At 63.5% G+C, this 15189-nt stretch carries 13 protein-coding genes; all 13 read left to right on the top strand.

Annotation, left to right across the window (positions count from 1 at the left end; genetic code table 11):
- Window positions 1–76 precede the first annotated feature (76 nt).
- The 13 genes from CEW87_RS13200 to mgtE all read left to right on the top strand — a co-directional run bounded on the left by CEW87_RS13200 (window position 77) and on the right by mgtE (window position 15186).
- Entirely contained in the window at window positions 77–3136 is a 3060-nt protein-coding gene (locus CEW87_RS13200; RefSeq protein ID WP_108973655.1) for a FimV/HubP family polar landmark protein, read from the top strand.
- Between the two features lie 58 nt (window positions 3137–3194).
- Complete coding sequence (locus CEW87_RS13205) at window positions 3195–3788, top strand: CbiQ family ECF transporter T component (RefSeq protein ID WP_108973657.1); 594 nt, start codon at window positions 3195–3197, stop codon at window positions 3786–3788.
- The gene (gene truA / locus CEW87_RS13210) at window positions 3782–4579 is read left to right on the top strand and encodes a tRNA pseudouridine(38-40) synthase TruA (protein ID WP_108977197.1); all 798 of its coding nucleotides are present in this window, start codon (window positions 3782–3784) and stop codon (window positions 4577–4579) included. The genes CEW87_RS13205 and truA overlap by 7 nt, the downstream gene beginning before the upstream one ends.
- Entirely contained in the window at window positions 4580–5203 is a 624-nt protein-coding gene (locus CEW87_RS13215) for a phosphoribosylanthranilate isomerase (protein ID WP_108973659.1), read from the top strand.
- Window positions 5190–6404: a tryptophan synthase subunit beta gene (trpB, locus tag CEW87_RS13220; RefSeq protein WP_108973661.1), complete on the top strand. Its 1215-nt coding sequence runs from the start codon at window positions 5190–5192 to the stop codon at window positions 6402–6404. Before CEW87_RS13215 ends, trpB begins: the two co-directional genes overlap by 14 nt.
- Before the next feature lie 43 nt (window positions 6405–6447).
- Window positions 6448–7263, top strand: a complete 816-nt coding sequence (gene trpA / locus CEW87_RS13225) for a tryptophan synthase subunit alpha (protein WP_108973663.1) — start codon at window positions 6448–6450, stop codon at window positions 7261–7263.
- Entirely contained in the window at window positions 7260–8132 is an 873-nt protein-coding gene (gene accD / locus CEW87_RS13230; RefSeq protein WP_108947583.1) for an acetyl-CoA carboxylase, carboxyltransferase subunit beta, read from the top strand. The genes trpA and accD overlap by 4 nt, the downstream gene beginning before the upstream one ends.
- A complete protein-coding gene (folC, locus tag CEW87_RS13235) occupies window positions 8125–9450 on the top strand; it encodes a bifunctional tetrahydrofolate synthase/dihydrofolate synthase (protein WP_234421533.1) in 1326 nt (441 codons plus the stop codon). Before accD ends, folC begins: the two co-directional genes overlap by 8 nt.
- Window positions 9451–9462: 12 nt before the next feature.
- Window positions 9463–10101 carry an SPOR domain-containing protein gene (locus CEW87_RS13240; protein WP_108973664.1) on the top strand — a complete coding sequence of 213 codons (639 nt, stop codon included), beginning with the start codon at window positions 9463–9465 and terminating at the stop codon, window positions 10099–10101.
- Between the two features lie 9 nt (window positions 10102–10110).
- Window positions 10111–10602 carry a CvpA family protein gene (locus CEW87_RS13245; protein ID WP_108973666.1) on the top strand — a complete coding sequence of 164 codons (492 nt, stop codon included), beginning with the start codon at window positions 10111–10113 and terminating at the stop codon, window positions 10600–10602.
- 11 nt (window positions 10603–10613) lie between these two features.
- Window positions 10614–12143 (top strand): amidophosphoribosyltransferase, encoded by a 1530-nt coding sequence (gene purF, locus CEW87_RS13250; RefSeq protein ID WP_108973667.1) that lies wholly within the window; start codon window positions 10614–10616, stop codon window positions 12141–12143.
- A gap of 5 nt (window positions 12144–12148) precedes the next feature.
- Window positions 12149–13330 carry an O-succinylhomoserine sulfhydrylase gene (locus CEW87_RS13255; RefSeq protein WP_108977201.1) on the top strand — a complete coding sequence of 394 codons (1182 nt, stop codon included), beginning with the start codon at window positions 12149–12151 and terminating at the stop codon, window positions 13328–13330.
- 227 nt (window positions 13331–13557) lie between these two features.
- Window positions 13558–15186, top strand: coding sequence for a magnesium transporter (gene mgtE, locus CEW87_RS13260; RefSeq protein WP_199917016.1), 1629 nt, complete (start codon window positions 13558–13560; stop codon window positions 15184–15186).
- The last annotated feature ends 3 nt before the right edge of the window (window positions 15187–15189 follow it).

Raw genomic sequence — 15189 nt, forward strand, 5'->3', positions numbered from 1 at the left:
CTAGATTGCTAGCCCAAGTCCATGATGTATTGCCCTTTGCCGGCTTGGTGAAGGGGAGCGTGGTTTGAGGATAACTATGAAAACGTCGATTAAGGCATCCCTGATCGCAGCTGCGATCGCCTCGTTTCCACTCGGTGGCTTTGCTGCCGGGCTTGGTCAGATCAATGTTTTCAGTGGCTTGGGTCAGCCCTTGCGGGCCGAAATCCAGATCAGCGCGACACCTCAGGAGTTGAGCTCTGTCACTGCAAAGGTGGCTTCGCCCGATGCCTTCAGGCAGGCCGGCATTCCTTATCCGGGATTCCTGTCCGGTATCCGGGTGTCGGTTGAACGCAGCGGTCAGCGCCAGGTGGTCAAGCTCAGCAGCGACCGCCCGATCAACGAGCCCTTTGTCGGGCTGCTGATCGACCTCGACTGGGCCTCGGGCCGCTTGTCGCGCGAATACACCTTCCTTCTCGATCCGGTCGATATCGCCGCGCCCAAACCTGTGGCTGCGCGCATTGCCGCACCGGCCCCAGCGACCGCTCCGCGTCCGGCTCCCATGGCTGCGCCGCCTGCACCCCGGCCCGCCGCTGTGGATCGCTACACCGTGCAGCGTGGCGACACGCTGCGCCGCATCGCGGAGGCGAACCGCCCCGACGGTGCCAATCTCGACCAGATGCTGCTGGCCCTGTTCCGTGCCAACCCATCGGCGTTTGACGGTGACAACATCAACCGTTTGCGCGCCGGCGCCATCATGACGATGCCGTCCGCTGACGCGGTCCTGGGAGCCAGTCCTGCTGAGGCTCGCCGTGAGGTCGTGGCCCAGGCGGCCGACTTTGAGGCTTATCGCCAGCGCCTGGCGGGTACGGCGGTCGTGCGCGAGGCGGCTCCGGCTCCTGCCGAGCAGGCAAGCGCTGGCCGTATCGTGCCCAAGGTCGAGGATGCACGCACACCCGCTGTTGCGGGTGACAAGCTGCAGATCTCGAAAACCCAGGACGGCGAAGCCGGGATGGACAAGGCAGCGGTTGCCCGCCTGCATGCGCTCGAAGAAGAACTTGTTGCACGTGAAAAGGGCCTCGAAGAGGCCAACGCACGCCTTGCTCAGCTTGAGCAGAGCATCCGCGACCTGCAGAAATTGCTTGAACTGAAGAGCGGCACGCTGGCGCAGCTGCAGCCTGACGCTGCAACACCCGGTGCTGCAACGGCAGGTGCTGCTGCAGTCGCTGGCGCTGCTGCGACCGCAGCGCCTGAGGCGGCTGCGGAGCCTGCCGCACCCGCAGTGACGGCGCCCGCAGAAGCGACGCCGGCAGCTCCGGCGGTGGAAGCCGCCGCGGTCGAGCCGCCCGCCGAGCCGGTTTCCCCGCCACAAGCTGAGCCTGCACCCGCGCCCGCTCCCGTGCCGCCGGCACCGGTGGCAGCAGCCCCTGAGGCCGAACCTGAACCCGACTTCATGCAGTCGTTGCTTGCCGATCCCGCCATGCTCGCGGCCGGTGGTGGCGTACTTGCGCTCCTGCTCGGTTTTGCCGCCTACCGTTCCCGTCAGCGCAAGCAGGCGATGGAGGCGCTGGACAGCTCGGCGCTGATGAGCGAGTTTCCGCCTGACAGCAGCGCCGTATTCGGTGCGACGGGCGGTCAGAGCGTCGATACCGGCAACAGCAGCATCCTGCAGACCGACTTCAGTCAGTCTGGTCTGTCATCGATCGATGCGGATGAAGGTGTTGATCCGGTGGCTGAAGCAGACGTCTACATGGCCTATGGTCGTGATGCCCAGGCCGAGGAAATTCTCGAGGATGCACTCAAGGCGGATCCGAACCGTACGGCGATCTATCTCAAGTTGCTTGAGGTTTTCGCCCAGCGTCAGAGTCCGAAGCAGTTTGAAACCACGGCAAGCGAGCTTTACTCCCGCACCGGTGGCCAAGGCCCGGATTGGGAGAAGGCTGCGCAGATGGGGCGCAAGCTCGATCCAGATAACCCGCTATACAGTGCAGGCCCGGCAGAGGGCGAGCGTACCGTGCCGCCAGCGACCGAGCTGCCTGCGGGGGGCATTCCGGTTTCTGCCGCAGCTGCTGTGACTGCTGCCGCTGCAACGGCGACGGCGACGGCTGCAGGTGCTGCCAGCGCGGCGAGGCTTCCGGAAGCGGAAGCCGACACCGAAGATGCGGCTGACGAACTCGGTCAGACCTTGTCCAGCCTCGACTTCACTACCTCGGTTCCGGTGGAACCGAGTCCTTCGCAGCTCAAGGCTACGTGGACCATGCCGGGCGACCTTGGGCAGATCGCCAGTGGCGATGCCGAAGCGCCTGAGCAGACGTCCGATGCCGGGGCTGAGCAGGACGAGCCGCTGTCGATCGATGTCGATGCCATCGATTTCGATCTGGGCGGCGATGTGGATGAGCCTGCCGCAGAAGCGGAAGACACGTCCCTGCCCGAGATCGATGCTGTTCTCGCTGATAGCGCACCGGACACCGATACAGCGCCGGATTCGGAGATGGATCTGGAGCTGGATGGCGACGAGTTCACGCTCGAGGTCGGTGGCGGTGAGCCTGCAGCGGAGGCGCCGGTGCCCGCATCGAATACGGCAACGGTTGTGGGCGATGATGTTGCGCTCGCTGCAGCCGATGAGCCCGCGCTTGAATTCGATCTGCCTGAACTGGGCAAATCGGCTGATGACAAGCAGGCCGCATTCGACATGAGCGCAACGGTGGTCCAGTCCGACGATGTCGATCCGGATGCCGACGATACCGTGATGGATCTCGAGAAGACCAGCTTCGATGCCGATTTGCTGGACTTCGATTTTGATCTCGAGACGCCGGTTGGTGGCGACGCTGCGCCGGCAGAGCCTGCAGGCATGGACCTGACCAGCATCGATCTGGACCTCGAGCCGTCGGAAGATGAAGGGGGCGTGCCCGAGACTGCCGCCGGATCCGACGCGGCACCCGCGGCTGCGAAGGAGGATGAGGCCCCGGCGGCGCCGGCAGCTCCCGTCGAGCCCGAGGGTGAGATCAATCACGAGGTTGAGACCAAGCTCGAACTCGCCCGCGCATACGACGAGATGGGTGACAAGGAAGGCGCGCTCGAGTTGCTCAACGAGGTGCTCACCGAGGGTGGCCCCGCGCAGCAGGCGGCGGCGCGGACCCTGATCGAAAAACTGGGGTGATTCCCGTCAATGTCGCCGCCGTGGGGCGCAGGCCTCGCGGCGGCGTTTTCTTTTGAGCATGCACGCGGGGCTGATCCTGTTGCTGTGGGTCGCGGGGGTTGCATCGGTGCAGCTCGCGAGTGGTGCGCTGCTGGCAGCGCTGGTGGCCGGCACGCTGTTGCTGGTGATCGTGTTTGCCCGCATGCGCGGCGTTCGGCTGATTCGTCGCGTACGAGTGCTGCTGCTGGCCATATTCGTTCTGTTTGCATGGTTTACGCCGGGGGAGGCGCTCGTGAGTGCTTTCCCGGTGCTCAGCCCGACGCGGGAAGGGCTGACGCTTGCACTGGTTCATGCAGGGCGCTTGCTTGTGGTTGTATGCTGCGTGGCCTTGCTCCTCGAGCGCCTGTCACCTGACCGGCTGGTGAGCGGGTTATATGCCTTGTGCAGACCGGGAGCAGTGCTCGGCCTGTCGGCGCAGCGGGTTGCGCTGAGGCTTCTGCTGGTCCTGCGTTATGTCGATGATGCGCGCGGTGGACGTCATGAATGGAAGCAGTGGCTGTTGGCGACTGACGAGCCGGTGTCACCCGTCCATCTCGTACGTGAGCGTTTTGGGTCGGCAGACCTTGTCGTCCTTGTTCTGGTGGGTGGATTGTTGGGATGGTGGATGTGGTAAGGATTGCGCTCTGTATCGAGTACGCGGGCGATGCATTCGAAGGCTGGCAGAGCCAGCGTCATGGTCGGACCGTGCAGGATGTTCTTGAAGCTGCAATCGAGCGAATTGCGGGTGAGTTCGTGCGTCTTCAGGTGGCAGGGCGCACCGATACGGGCGTGCATGCGACTGCGCAAGTCGCCCATTTCGACACCACCGCGCGACGTCCGGTCACGGCCTGGGTGCGCGGGGTCAATACCCATTTGCCGAGGACGGTCGTGGTGAAGTGGGCAGTCGAGGTCGACGACCGCTTTCATGCACGGTTTCTCGCCTACGAACGCGCCTACCGCTACATTCTCTACAACTCGCCGTCGCGGCCGGCGGTGATGGCGGGGAAAGTGGGCTGGTTTCATCCGCCGCTGGATGAGTCGCGCATGATCGAAGCCGCCAGCCTGCTGGTGGGCAAGCATGATTTCTCGGCCTTCCGGGCGTCCTGCTGCCAGTCGAAGACGCCAGTACGGGTGATGTACGATGCGCGCGTTACGCGTGCGGGTGATTATCTGGCCCTCGATTTCCGGGCCAATGGTTTCCTCCATCACATGGTTCGGAACCTGGTCGGTGCGCTGGTCTACATTGGCAAGGGACACTACCCGCCGGAATGGCTTGGTGAGGTGCTGGAGCGTGGCGACCGTTCGATTGCTGCGCCCACATTCGAGGCCGCCGGGCTCTACCTTTGCGGTGTGGCGTACCCTCCAGACTGGCCGCTGCCAGGGGATGGGCGTATCATCTCTCAGCCTCAGCTTCCCCTCCTCTGAATGTCACGTACCCGAATCAAGATCTGCGGCCTGACCCGGCCGCAGGATGTCCGCGCGGCGGTTGATGCCGGTGCCGACGCCATCGGCTTCGTGTTCTATCCGCCCAGCCCGCGCCATGTCAGCTTCGATCAGGCGGCCGAGCTCGCGGCCTTGCTGCCGCCCTTTGTCACGGCCGTCGGCCTGTTCGTCAATCCCGATCCCGGATTCGTCGATGAGGCCCTGCGCCGCGTGCCCTTGCAGCTGCTACAGTTCCACGGCGACGAAGCCGAGGCGGACTGTGCCCGCTATGGCCGTCCATGGATCCGGGCTGCGAGAGTGCGGGCGGGGGTCGATCTGTTAGAATTCGCAGCTTGCCACCCCGGCGCCCGCGGTATTTTGCTCGACGCATTTGTCGAGGGTTATGGCGGGGGAGGCAAGACTTTCGATTGGTCCCTCATCCCCGCGGGACTCGACAGGCCTCTCATCCTTTCCGGCGGACTCGATCCGGAAAACGTGCGTGAGGCGGTTCGTCGTGTGCGCCCCTGGGCGGTGGATGTGTCCAGTGGTGTTGAAGTGGCCAAGGGAATCAAGGACGCAGCCATGATGGCTGCGTTCATTGCCGGAGTTCGAGATGCAGATGGCTGACATGCAGTACCAGTTTCCGGATGAGAAGGGCCACTTCGGTCCGTACGGCGGCGTCTTTGTCGCAGAGACGCTCATGCCCGCGCTCGAAGAGTTGCGTCTGGCGTACGCCGAATGTATGGCCGATCCGGCTTTCATCGCCGAGTTCGAGCACGATCTGAAGCACTACGTCGGGCGCCCAAGCCCGATTTACCATGCCAAGCGCTGGTCGGACCTGCTCGGCGGCGCGCAGATCTACCTGAAGCGCGAAGACCTCAATCACACCGGTGCCCACAAGGTGAACAACTGCATCGGCCAGGCGATGGTGGCCCGGCGCATGGGCAAGCCGCGCGTGATCGCAGAAACCGGTGCCGGACAGCACGGCGTGGCAACGGCAACGGTTGCGGCGCGCTACGGCATGGAGTGCGTGGTCTACATGGGCTCGGAAGACGTCAAGCGCCAGGCGGCCAACGTCTATCGCATGAAGCTCCTCGGTGCGACCGTGGTTCCCGTCGAGTCGGGCTCCAAGACGCTCAAGGATGCGCTGAACGAGGCCATGCGCGACTGGGTGACCAACATCGCCAACACCTTCTACATCATTGGTACGGTTGCGGGGCCGCATCCCTATCCGATGATGGTGCGGGACTTCCAGACCGTCATCGGCAAGGAATGCCTGGTGCAGATGCCGGAAGCGGCCGGGCGCCAGCCTGATTACGTGATTGCCTGCGTCGGTGGCGGCTCCAACGCCATGGGCATCTTCCATCCCTACATTGGTGTCGAGGGCGTGCGCCTGATCGGCGTCGAAGCGGCAGGCGATGGGATCGAGACCGGGCGTCACGCCGCACCGCTGACCGCCAACGTCAAGCCTGGCGTGCTGCACGGCAACCGCACCTATCTGATGCAGGATGAGGACGGCCAGATCACCGAGACGCATTCGATTTCCGCCGGTCTCGACTACCCCGGCGTCGGCCCAGAACATGCGTGGCTGAAGGATTCTTCACGTGCCGAGTATGTCGCGGTGACGGACAGCGAGGCGCTTCAGGCCTTCCACGATCTGTGCCGCTTCGAAGGCATCATCCCGGCGCTCGAGTCCTCGCATGCCCTTGCGCATGCGGCAAAGCTCGCAGCGACCTTGCCCAGGGACAAGGTTCTGCTCGTGAACCTTTCCGGACGTGGCGACAAGGACATGCACACGGTTGCCGAGCGTTCGGGAATCCAGTTCTAACCCGCTGCGGACCGCCCTGCGGTCCGCATTGCCGGACTTAATCATGTCGAAAATCCAGACCACCTTTCAGCGTTTGCAGGCCGAGGGCCGCAAGGCGTTGATTCCTTTCATCACTGCGGGCGACCCGGACGGCGAACTCACTGTTCCGCTGATGCATGCGATGGTTGCCGGCGGCGCCGACATCATCGAGCTTGGCGTCCCGTTCTCCGACCCGATGGCCGACGGTCCGACCATTCAGCGCGCTTCCGAACGTGCGCTGGCAGCAGGCATGACCCTGCGCAAGGTGCTTGCGATCGTGCGTGCCTTCCGCGCAGAGGATCAGACGACGCCGGTCGTGCTGATGGGTTATGCCAATCCGATCGAGGCGATGGGCGAGGATACCTTCATCGCAGTCGCCAGCGAAGCCGGGGTCGATGGCGTGCTGGTGGTGGACTATCCGCCCGAAGAATGCACCCGCTTTGCTGCGCTGTCCAAGGCCGCCGGGCTCGATCCGATCTTCCTGCTGGCACCGACGTCGTCGGAGCAGCGCTTCCGCGATGTCGCCGAAGCCGGCAGTGGCTATATCTACTACGTGTCGCTTAAGGGCGTGACGGGGTCGGGGAACCTCGACTTCGACGAGGTGGCACGGCGCATTCCGCAGATCCGCGCCGCAGTGGGCATGCCTGTTGGTGTCGGTTTTGGCATCCGTGATGCCGAGAGCGCAAAACGCATTGGTGAAGTGGCCGATGCGGTGGTGATCGGCAGTCGCATCATCGAAGAGATCGAACGCAGTCCCCGCGACGCGGTGGTGTCCAATGTATCCGCCTTCATCCGCGGCATTCGTGCCGCACTGGATGAGATTGCAGGAGCCAAACAATGAGCTGGTTGCAGAAACTGCTGCCGCCCAAGATCAAACGCAATGATCCGGGCGCACGAAACAAATCGATTCCGGAAGGGCTGTGGAGCAAGTGCCCGGCCTGTGAGGCGGTGCTCTATCGCTCCGATCTCGAAAGCAACATGAGCGTCTGTCCCAAGTGCGGCCACCATCAGCGTGTCCGTGCGCGCACGCGTCTCGACCAGTTGCTTGATCCGGAAGGCCGGCACGAGATCGGTGCCGAAGTGATTCCGGTCGATCCGCTCAAGTTCAAGGACTCCCGCAAGTACCCCGAGCGCCTGTCTACCGCCGCGGCCGATACCGGCGAAGCTGACGCAATGGTGGTGATGCAGGGTGCGATTCTTACCGTGCCTGTGGTCGTTGCCTGCTTCGAGTTCGAATTTCTCGGCGGTTCGATGGGATCGGTGGTCGGGGAGCGTTTCGTGCGCGGTGCAAAGGCTGCACTCGAGCAGCGCATCCCGTTCATCTGCATTACCGCAACCGGCGGCGCGCGCATGCAGGAAGGGCTGTTCTCGCTGATGCAGATGGCGAAGACGACGGCCGTCATTACCCAGCTGGCGCAACGCAAGCTGCCCTTCATCTCCCTGCTGACCGATCCGACCATGGGCGGCGTCTCGGCGAGCTTTGCCTTCATGGGCGATGTGGTGATCGCCGAGCCCGGTGCGCTGATTGGCTTTGCAGGCCCACGCGTCATTGAGCAGACCGTGCGCGAGACCCTGCCGGACGGCTTCCAGCGCTCCGAGTTTCTGCTTGAGAAGGGTGCGATCGACATGATTGTCGATCGTCGCGAACTGCGTCAGCGCATTGCCGAAATTCTTGCGCTGCTCAGCCGACAGCCCGCCGTCCATGCCTGATCTGCAGGAAGTGAGCGGCGCGATGCCGAATACGGTCGACAAGTGGCTCGCGCTGCTCGAATCACGTCACACCCAGACCATCCAGCTCGGACTCGAGCGGGTGGGCGCGGTGCGTGCGGCGCTCGGCCCGGACCCCGAGGGCCTCGTGGTGATCACGGTCGGCGGTACCAATGGCAAGGGCTCGACATGCGCGATGCTCGAGTCCATTCTGCTCGCCGAAGGCTATCGGGTCGGCTGCTACACCTCGCCCCACCTGTTGCGCTACAACGAGCGGGTGCGCATTGATGGCAAGGATGTCGAAGATGCCGCGCTGGTCGCGGCCTTCGATGCCGTGGAGCACGCGCGGGGCAACACCCCGCTGACCTATTTCGAGCATGGCACGCTGGCCGCGTGGGAAGTGTTCCGCACGCAAGGGCTCGACGTCGTCATTCTAGAAGTCGGGCTCGGTGGCCGCCTGGACGCGGTCAACGTGTTCGACTCAGACTGCGCGATCGTTACCGGGGTGGCCATGGATCACATGGATTACCTGGGTGACACCCGTGAAGCGATCGGCTTTGAGAAGGCGGGCATCTTTCGCGCCGGACGGCCGGCCGTGTTCGGCGATCCGCAGCCGCCGCAGTCGCTGCTTGATCACGCGGCAGCGATCGGTACGCAGTTGTGGATCAGCGGGCGCGATTTCGGGTTCGGCGGTGATCGTCAGCAGTGGGGTTACTGGCGCTATGCAGCGCCACAGGCCAGCGGTGCGCTGACCAAGCGCGGCGGGCTGGCCTATCCGTCCCTGCGCGGCGCCAATCAGCTGCTCAACGCTGCAGCGGTCATGACCGCACTCGACACCCTGCGTGATCGTATCCCGGTGTCGATGCAGGCCGTTCGCGAAGGGTTGATGCTGGTCGAAGTGCCGGGCCGCTTCCAGGTGCTTGCCGGGCGGCCCACGGTCGTCCTCGACGTTGCGCACAATCCGCAGGCGGCCGGCGTACTGTCCGAGAATCTTGCGGGCATGAGCTTCCACCCAGAAACGGCTGCAGTGCTGGGCATGTTCGGCGACAAGGATGTCGAAGGCGTCGTTGCACGACTGCGAGACCGCGTGGACCACTGGTTTCTGGCCGATCTGCCGGGCCCGCGTGGACTGTCTGCGGACGAGCTTGCGCTGCGTGTGCGCGCGGCAGAGGCGAAGGGCGACATTCAATGTTTCAAAACGCCTGCCGAGGCATTTTCCGCAGCGCGGAAAAGTGTTGAGGAGGGTGATAGAATCGTAGTCTTTGGTTCATTCCTGACAGTGGCCGATGTCCTGGCAACGATTCGTGCTGAGCGGCACTGAAGAGGTTTTCCGGTGAGTGACACAGACAACCTCGAGATCAAGAAGCGGGCTCGCAGGCGCCTGGTGGGTGCTGCCGCGCTCGCGCTGCTGGCTGCGATCGTGCTGCCGATGGCAATGGACCAGGAGCCTCAGCTGTCCTCCCAGGATATCCAGATCTCGATTCCCGACCGCGAAGCGACCGCCAGCCAGGCACGGCCAATTGCGCCCAGCCAGCCAGTGGTGGCTAGCGAGCCTGACGTGGCGCCCGCACCAATAGAACAGCCCCCCGTCAATTCACCGCCGCCTGCCGTTGCCACAACGTCCCCTGCGCCTGCCGCAGAAGCGCCGGCCTCACCTCCGAAACCTGCCGCGTCACCTTCGCGCGAAGAAGACGAAGCTGCCAGGGTGAAGGCCTTGCTGAGCGGTGCCGCGGTTCCCGCAGCGGCGGCCTCATCCGAATCCTTCGTCATTCAGATTGGTGCCTTCAGTGACGAAGCCAAGGCGTCGGCGCTGGCAGCCGACCTGAAAAAGAAGGGCTTCGCCGCCTACACTGAGAAGGCAGGCAAGGTTACGCGCGTTCGTGTCGGCCCGGTGCCGGCGCGGAGCGATGCCGAGAAGCTTGCAGCGAAACTGCGTTCGCAGGGACACAACGCGGTGCTCGCGGCGCGCTGATTGGTTGCAATGACGGTTTTCGACTACGTTTTTCTGGCCGTGCTCGGCCTGTCGGCAGCCGTTGGACTGTGGCGCGGGCTTGTGAGCGAAGTCATGGCCTTGGTGGCGTGGCTGGCAGCACTGCTCGCAGCCTGGCGTTATTCGGGCGAGGCTGCGGGCTTGCTGAGCGGCATCATCAGCGACCCCGCATGGCGCCAGATTGCGGGTTTTGCCGCGATCGTCATCGTCGTGCTGTTGTTGGCGGCGTTTCTGCGCTTCCTGTTGAGAGAGTTGCTCAAGGCCGCAGGCCTGGGGGCAACCGACCGTTTTTTTGGCGCACTGTTCGGCCTGGCCCGCGGCCTGGCGATCACGTTCGCAGTAGTGTTGATTGGTGGTCTGGTGGGGGTGTCGCGTGAGCCGTGGTGGGCAAATGCGATGTTTTCACCGCCGCTGGAGACGGCAGTAATTGCTGCCAAACCGTGGCTGCCGGATGCGGTAGCCGACAGAGTTCGTTTCAGATAGGCAGGGTTTCCATGTGCGGAATTCTTGGGGTCGTCGCGACTTCCCCGGTTAATCAGTTGCTCTATGACGGTCTTCAGGTGCTTCAGCACCGGGGCCAGGACGCGGCAGGCATTGCCACGGCCGAGGGCGGTCGTTTTCACATGCACAAGGGTTCCGGCCTGGTGCGGGACGTGTTCCGCACGCGCAACATGCGTAACCTTGAAGGTAACTGGGGTATCGGCCATGTGCGTTACCCCACGGCAGGGTCGGCGTACAACGCGGCCGAAGCCCAGCCCTTCTACGTCAATTCGCCGTTCGGGCTGCTGCTGGCACACAACGGCAACCTGACGAATTCGGAAGAACTCAAGCGCGAGATGTTTCTCGCCGATCTGCGTCACATCAACACCAACTCCGACTCGGAAGTGTTGCTCAACGTGCTGGCGCACGAACTGCAGGCGGCTGCCAACGGCCTCAAACTCGACGAAGACGCGGTCTTCCGCGCGGTGGCAGGCGTACACCGCCGCTGTCGTGGTGCCTACGCTGCCGTCGTGATGATTGCAGGCTTTGGTCTGCTCGCCTTCCGCGACCCGTTCGGCATCCGTCCGCTGGTGATCGGACGCAACGACGTCGACGCGGGAACGGAGTGGATGGTGGCCTCCGAGTCGGTTGCACTCGATGTGCTCGGCTTCAAGTTGCTGCGCGACGTCGCGCCCGGTGAGGCTGTTCTGGTCGACATCGATGGCAATTTCCGCAGCCGTCAGTGTGCAGAGAAGACGGTCGAAGCGCCGTGCATGTTCGAATTCGTCTACCTCGCGCGTCCGGACTCGATCATTGACGGTGTGTCGGTGTATGAGTCGCGGGTCAAGATGGGCGAGTTCCTCGCCGAGAAGATGAAGCGCACGCTGCCGAACGTCCACATCGACGTGGTCATCCCGATTCCGGATTCGAGCCGGCCGTCGGCAATGGAAATGGCCCACCGGCTGAACCTTCCCTATCGCGAAGGCTTCGTCAAGAACCGCTACATCGGCCGCACCTTCATCATGCCGGGGCAGGCGACGCGGCGGAAGTCGGTGCGTCAGAAGCTCAACACCATTCATCAGGAGTTCAAGGGCAAGAGCGTGCTGCTGGTGGATGATTCGATCGTGCGCGGCACGACCAGCAAGGAAATCGTTAACATGGCCCGCGAGGCCGGTGCGAGCAAGGTCTATCTGGCTTCTGCGGCGCCGCCCGTTCGTTACGCGAACGTGTACGGCATCGACATGCCGACCCGCGGCGAGCTGATCGCCAGCGATCGCGATGAAGCCGAAATCTGTCGGCAGATCGGTGCCGATGGCCTGATCTATCAGGACCTCGATGACCTCAAGGCATCGATGCGCGCACTGAACCCGTCGATCAAGTTCTTCGAAACGTCGTGTTTCGACGGCTGCTACGTGACGGGTGACATCACGGCCGAGTACCTCAGCGGGGTCGAGAGCCAGCGTTGTGAGGTCAAGCCGGCCTCGCGCGAGGACAGCGACAGCGACCAGATGGACCTGAACCTCATCACGCATCCGGACCAATGACATCGATGGCGGATAGCAAAGACAACTACGATCTGGACACGCTTGCGGTGCGTGCCGGCATCGACCGCAGTCAGTTCAACGAGCACAGCGAGGCGATGTACCTGACCTCGAGCTTCGTGTTCGACAACGCAGCCCAGGCGGCTGCGCGGTTTTCGGGTGCGGAAGAGGGCAACGTCTATGCCCGTTTCTCGAACCCGACGGTGACGGCGATGCAGACGCGTCTTGCCGCGCTCGAAGGCGGCGAGGCCTGCATCGCGACGGCGTCCGGCATGTCCGCGATCCTGTCGCTGGCAATGTCGGTGCTGCAGTCGGGCGATCATGTGGTGGCGTCGCTGGGGCTGTTCGGATCGACCCAGCAGCTCTTTGGCAATGTCCTGAGCAAGTTCGGCATCGAGACGACCTTCGTTCCGGCGACCGATCTTGGCGCCTACCGCGACGCCGTGCGTGCTTCCACCAAGCTGTTCTTCATCGAGACGCCGTCCAATCCGCTGACCGAGGTTGTCGATATCGCAGCAGTTGCCGGGATCGCGCATGAAGCAGGGGCCATTCTTGCGGTCGATAACTGCTTCTGTTCCCCGGTGTTGCAGCGTCCGCTCGAACTCGGCGCTGACGTGGTCGTGCATTCGGCGACCAAGTATCTGGATGGGCAGGGACGGGTGCTCGGTGGCGCTGTTGTGGGCCCGAAAGTCATTACCGACGAGGTGTTCAAGTTCTTGCGCACTGCGGGGCCGACGCTGTCACCGTTCAATGCCTGGGTCATCCTCAAGGGCCTCGAAACACTGCGCATCCGCATGGATGCGCAGTCCGCCAGCGCGCTTGAACTGGCACGCTGGCTTGAGGCTCAGCCGGGCGTCGCCCGCGTCTTCTACCCCGGACTGCCCTCGCACCCGCAGCATGAGCTGGCAATGAGGCAGCAGAAGAGTGGCGGCGCCATTCTGAGCTTCGAAGTCAAGGGTGGGCGCGAGGCGGCATGGAAGGTGGTCGATTCCACCAGGATGATTTCGATCACCGCCAATCTTGGCGACACCAAGACCACGATTACGCATCCTGCCACCACGACACACGGGCGCATCTCGCCCGAAGCGCGCGCCGCAGCGGGCATTGGCGACGGACTGTTGCGCATCGCCGTGGGGCTGGAGTCGATTGACGACCTCAAGGCCGATCTGGCTCGAGGACTGGCAGGCTGATTTCCTGCTGCAAGCGTGCCGTACCCTGAAAAGCGCTGGTTGCATGACCGGCGCTTTTTTATTGCCGTATCGTTCCGTCGCTACGGTGCAGCGGTGACTGTCGAAGAATGGATACAGACGGCTCTGCATTGCGAATGCGGTGCGCCTCACGGGCGATTTGCGTAGACTGACGGTGACAGGGCGTATGCGATCTGCGCCTTCGGCACCTGACAACATGGGCGACATGAATGACGGATCACACAACGGGCAGCGTACATACCGAGATTGAACAGATCATCGCGGCACTCGAACACGGGAAGTACAAGCGTGTTCGAAAGATGCTGCATCAGATGCATCATGCCAAGATCGCGGGGCTGCTCGAGGTGCTCGATCCGGAGCAGCGCCTTGCCGTGTGGCAACAGGTCGATTCTGGGCATGAGGCGCGCATTCTCGCTCACCTCAATCCCGCACTCGGGCGCCATCTGGTCAGCGAGTCGGGCGACCATGCCAGTCATCAGGAAGAGGAAGCGGAAAGCGAGGAGTCGTCCGCGGCAACGCAGATCCGCGAAGTTCGGGGCGCGCTGGCGCAGGGCAAGCTCAAACGCGTGGGCAAGATTCTGCGGGACATGCACCCGGCCAAAGCAGCCGGATTGCTGGAGTCACTCCCGCCAAAAGAGCGTATCGCCGCCTGGGGGATGGTCGAGGCCGATCGCGCTGGCAAGGTCCTGACCTATCTGCATGGCGAGAGTTGCGCTGCGCTGGCGCTCGAAATGGATCACGAGGATCTGGTGATCGCGGCTGAAAGGCTCGATCTCGATGATCTCGTCGACCTTATTCAGGCCTTGCCCGACGAGAACGGGCAGCAGCTGATGCGCGCCACCTACGGCCGGCGCCGCGAGAAGCTCGAGTCGATGCTGTCCTATCCCGAGGATTCAGCGGGCGGCCTGATGAACGCGGATCAGATCGTGGTGCGGCCCGATGTGCGTCTGGCAACCGTGCTCGGCTATCTGCGCCTGATCAAATCGCTGCCGGTGCAGACCGACATGCTGATGGTGGTCGACCGCAAGGGTATCTATCAGGGCGTGCTCAGGCTCAGTGCGCTGGTGACGGCCAAGCCGGAGTTCAAGGTGGCCGAAGTGATGGAGACCGAGCTCCCGGTCATCGCGGTGACCACGTCCTCCGATGAGGTCGCGCGCCTGTTTCAGGATCACGACCTGCTGTCTGCCCCGGTGGTGGACGAGAACGGCTTGCTGCTCGGGCGGATTACCGTCGATGACGTGGTCGATCTGATCCGCGAAAGCTCGGATCGCGCCATGATGCACATGGCCGGTCTGGACGAAGAGGCCGACATGTTCGCCCCGGTGCTCACCAGTTCCCGGCGACGGGCGGTCTGGCTCGGCATCAACCTCGTGACCGCCTTCCTTGCCGCCTGGGTGATCGGGCTGTTCCAGACCACGCTCGAGCGCGTGGTTGCGCTCGCCGTGCTGATGCCAATCGTTGCCAGCATGGGGGGCATTGCGGGCAGCCAGACGCTGACGCTGGTGATTCGCGGCATGGCGCTCGGTCAGGTCGGGGGCAGCAATGCGCGGGCACTGCTCGGCAAGGAAATCGGCATCGCGCTGCTGAACGGTTTGCTGTGGGCGGTGGTCGTGGCATTGCTGGCCGTCGCCTGGTTCGGAGACTGGCAGATCGGCGGTGTCATCGGCGCGGCGATTCTGATCAATCTGCTGTTTGCTGCACTCGCCGGTCTGGTGGTACCGATGGTTCTCGACCGCATGGGAATCGACCCCGCGCTGGCGGGCGGGGTGATTCTGACGACCGTGACCGACGTCATCGGTTTCTTTGCCTTTCTCGGACTCGCCTCAATCGTGCTGTAGTCC

The sequence above is a fragment of the Parazoarcus communis genome (assembly GCF_003111665.1).
In the GTDB taxonomy this organism is placed as follows: Bacteria; Pseudomonadota; Gammaproteobacteria; order Burkholderiales; family Rhodocyclaceae; genus Parazoarcus; species Parazoarcus communis_B.

What these genes read in the sequence shown, in the direction of transcription:
- CEW87_RS13215 (WP_108973659.1), top strand. Translation starts at nt 4,580, where the DNA reads ATGTCACGTACCCGAATCAAGATCTGCGGCCTGACCCGGCCGCAGGAT.
- accD (WP_108947583.1), top strand. Translation starts at nt 7,260, where the DNA reads ATGAGCTGGTTGCAGAAACTGCTGCCGCCCAAGATCAAACGCAATGAT.
- mgtE (WP_199917016.1), top strand. Translation starts at nt 13,558, where the DNA reads ATGACGGATCACACAACGGGCAGCGTACATACCGAGATTGAACAGATC.
- folC (WP_234421533.1), top strand. Translation starts at nt 8,125, where the DNA reads ATGCCTGATCTGCAGGAAGTGAGCGGCGCGATGCCGAATACGGTCGAC.
- trpB (WP_108973661.1), top strand. Translation starts at nt 5,190, where the DNA reads ATGCAGATGGCTGACATGCAGTACCAGTTTCCGGATGAGAAGGGCCAC.
- CEW87_RS13245 (WP_108973666.1), top strand. Translation starts at nt 10,111, where the DNA reads ATGACGGTTTTCGACTACGTTTTTCTGGCCGTGCTCGGCCTGTCGGCA.
- purF (WP_108973667.1), top strand. Translation starts at nt 10,614, where the DNA reads ATGTGCGGAATTCTTGGGGTCGTCGCGACTTCCCCGGTTAATCAGTTG.
- CEW87_RS13255 (WP_108977201.1), top strand. Translation starts at nt 12,149, where the DNA reads ATGGCGGATAGCAAAGACAACTACGATCTGGACACGCTTGCGGTGCGT.
- CEW87_RS13205 (WP_108973657.1), top strand. Translation starts at nt 3,195, where the DNA reads ATGCACGCGGGGCTGATCCTGTTGCTGTGGGTCGCGGGGGTTGCATCG.
- trpA (WP_108973663.1), top strand. Translation starts at nt 6,448, where the DNA reads ATGTCGAAAATCCAGACCACCTTTCAGCGTTTGCAGGCCGAGGGCCGC.
- CEW87_RS13200 (WP_108973655.1), top strand. Translation starts at nt 77, where the DNA reads ATGAAAACGTCGATTAAGGCATCCCTGATCGCAGCTGCGATCGCCTCG.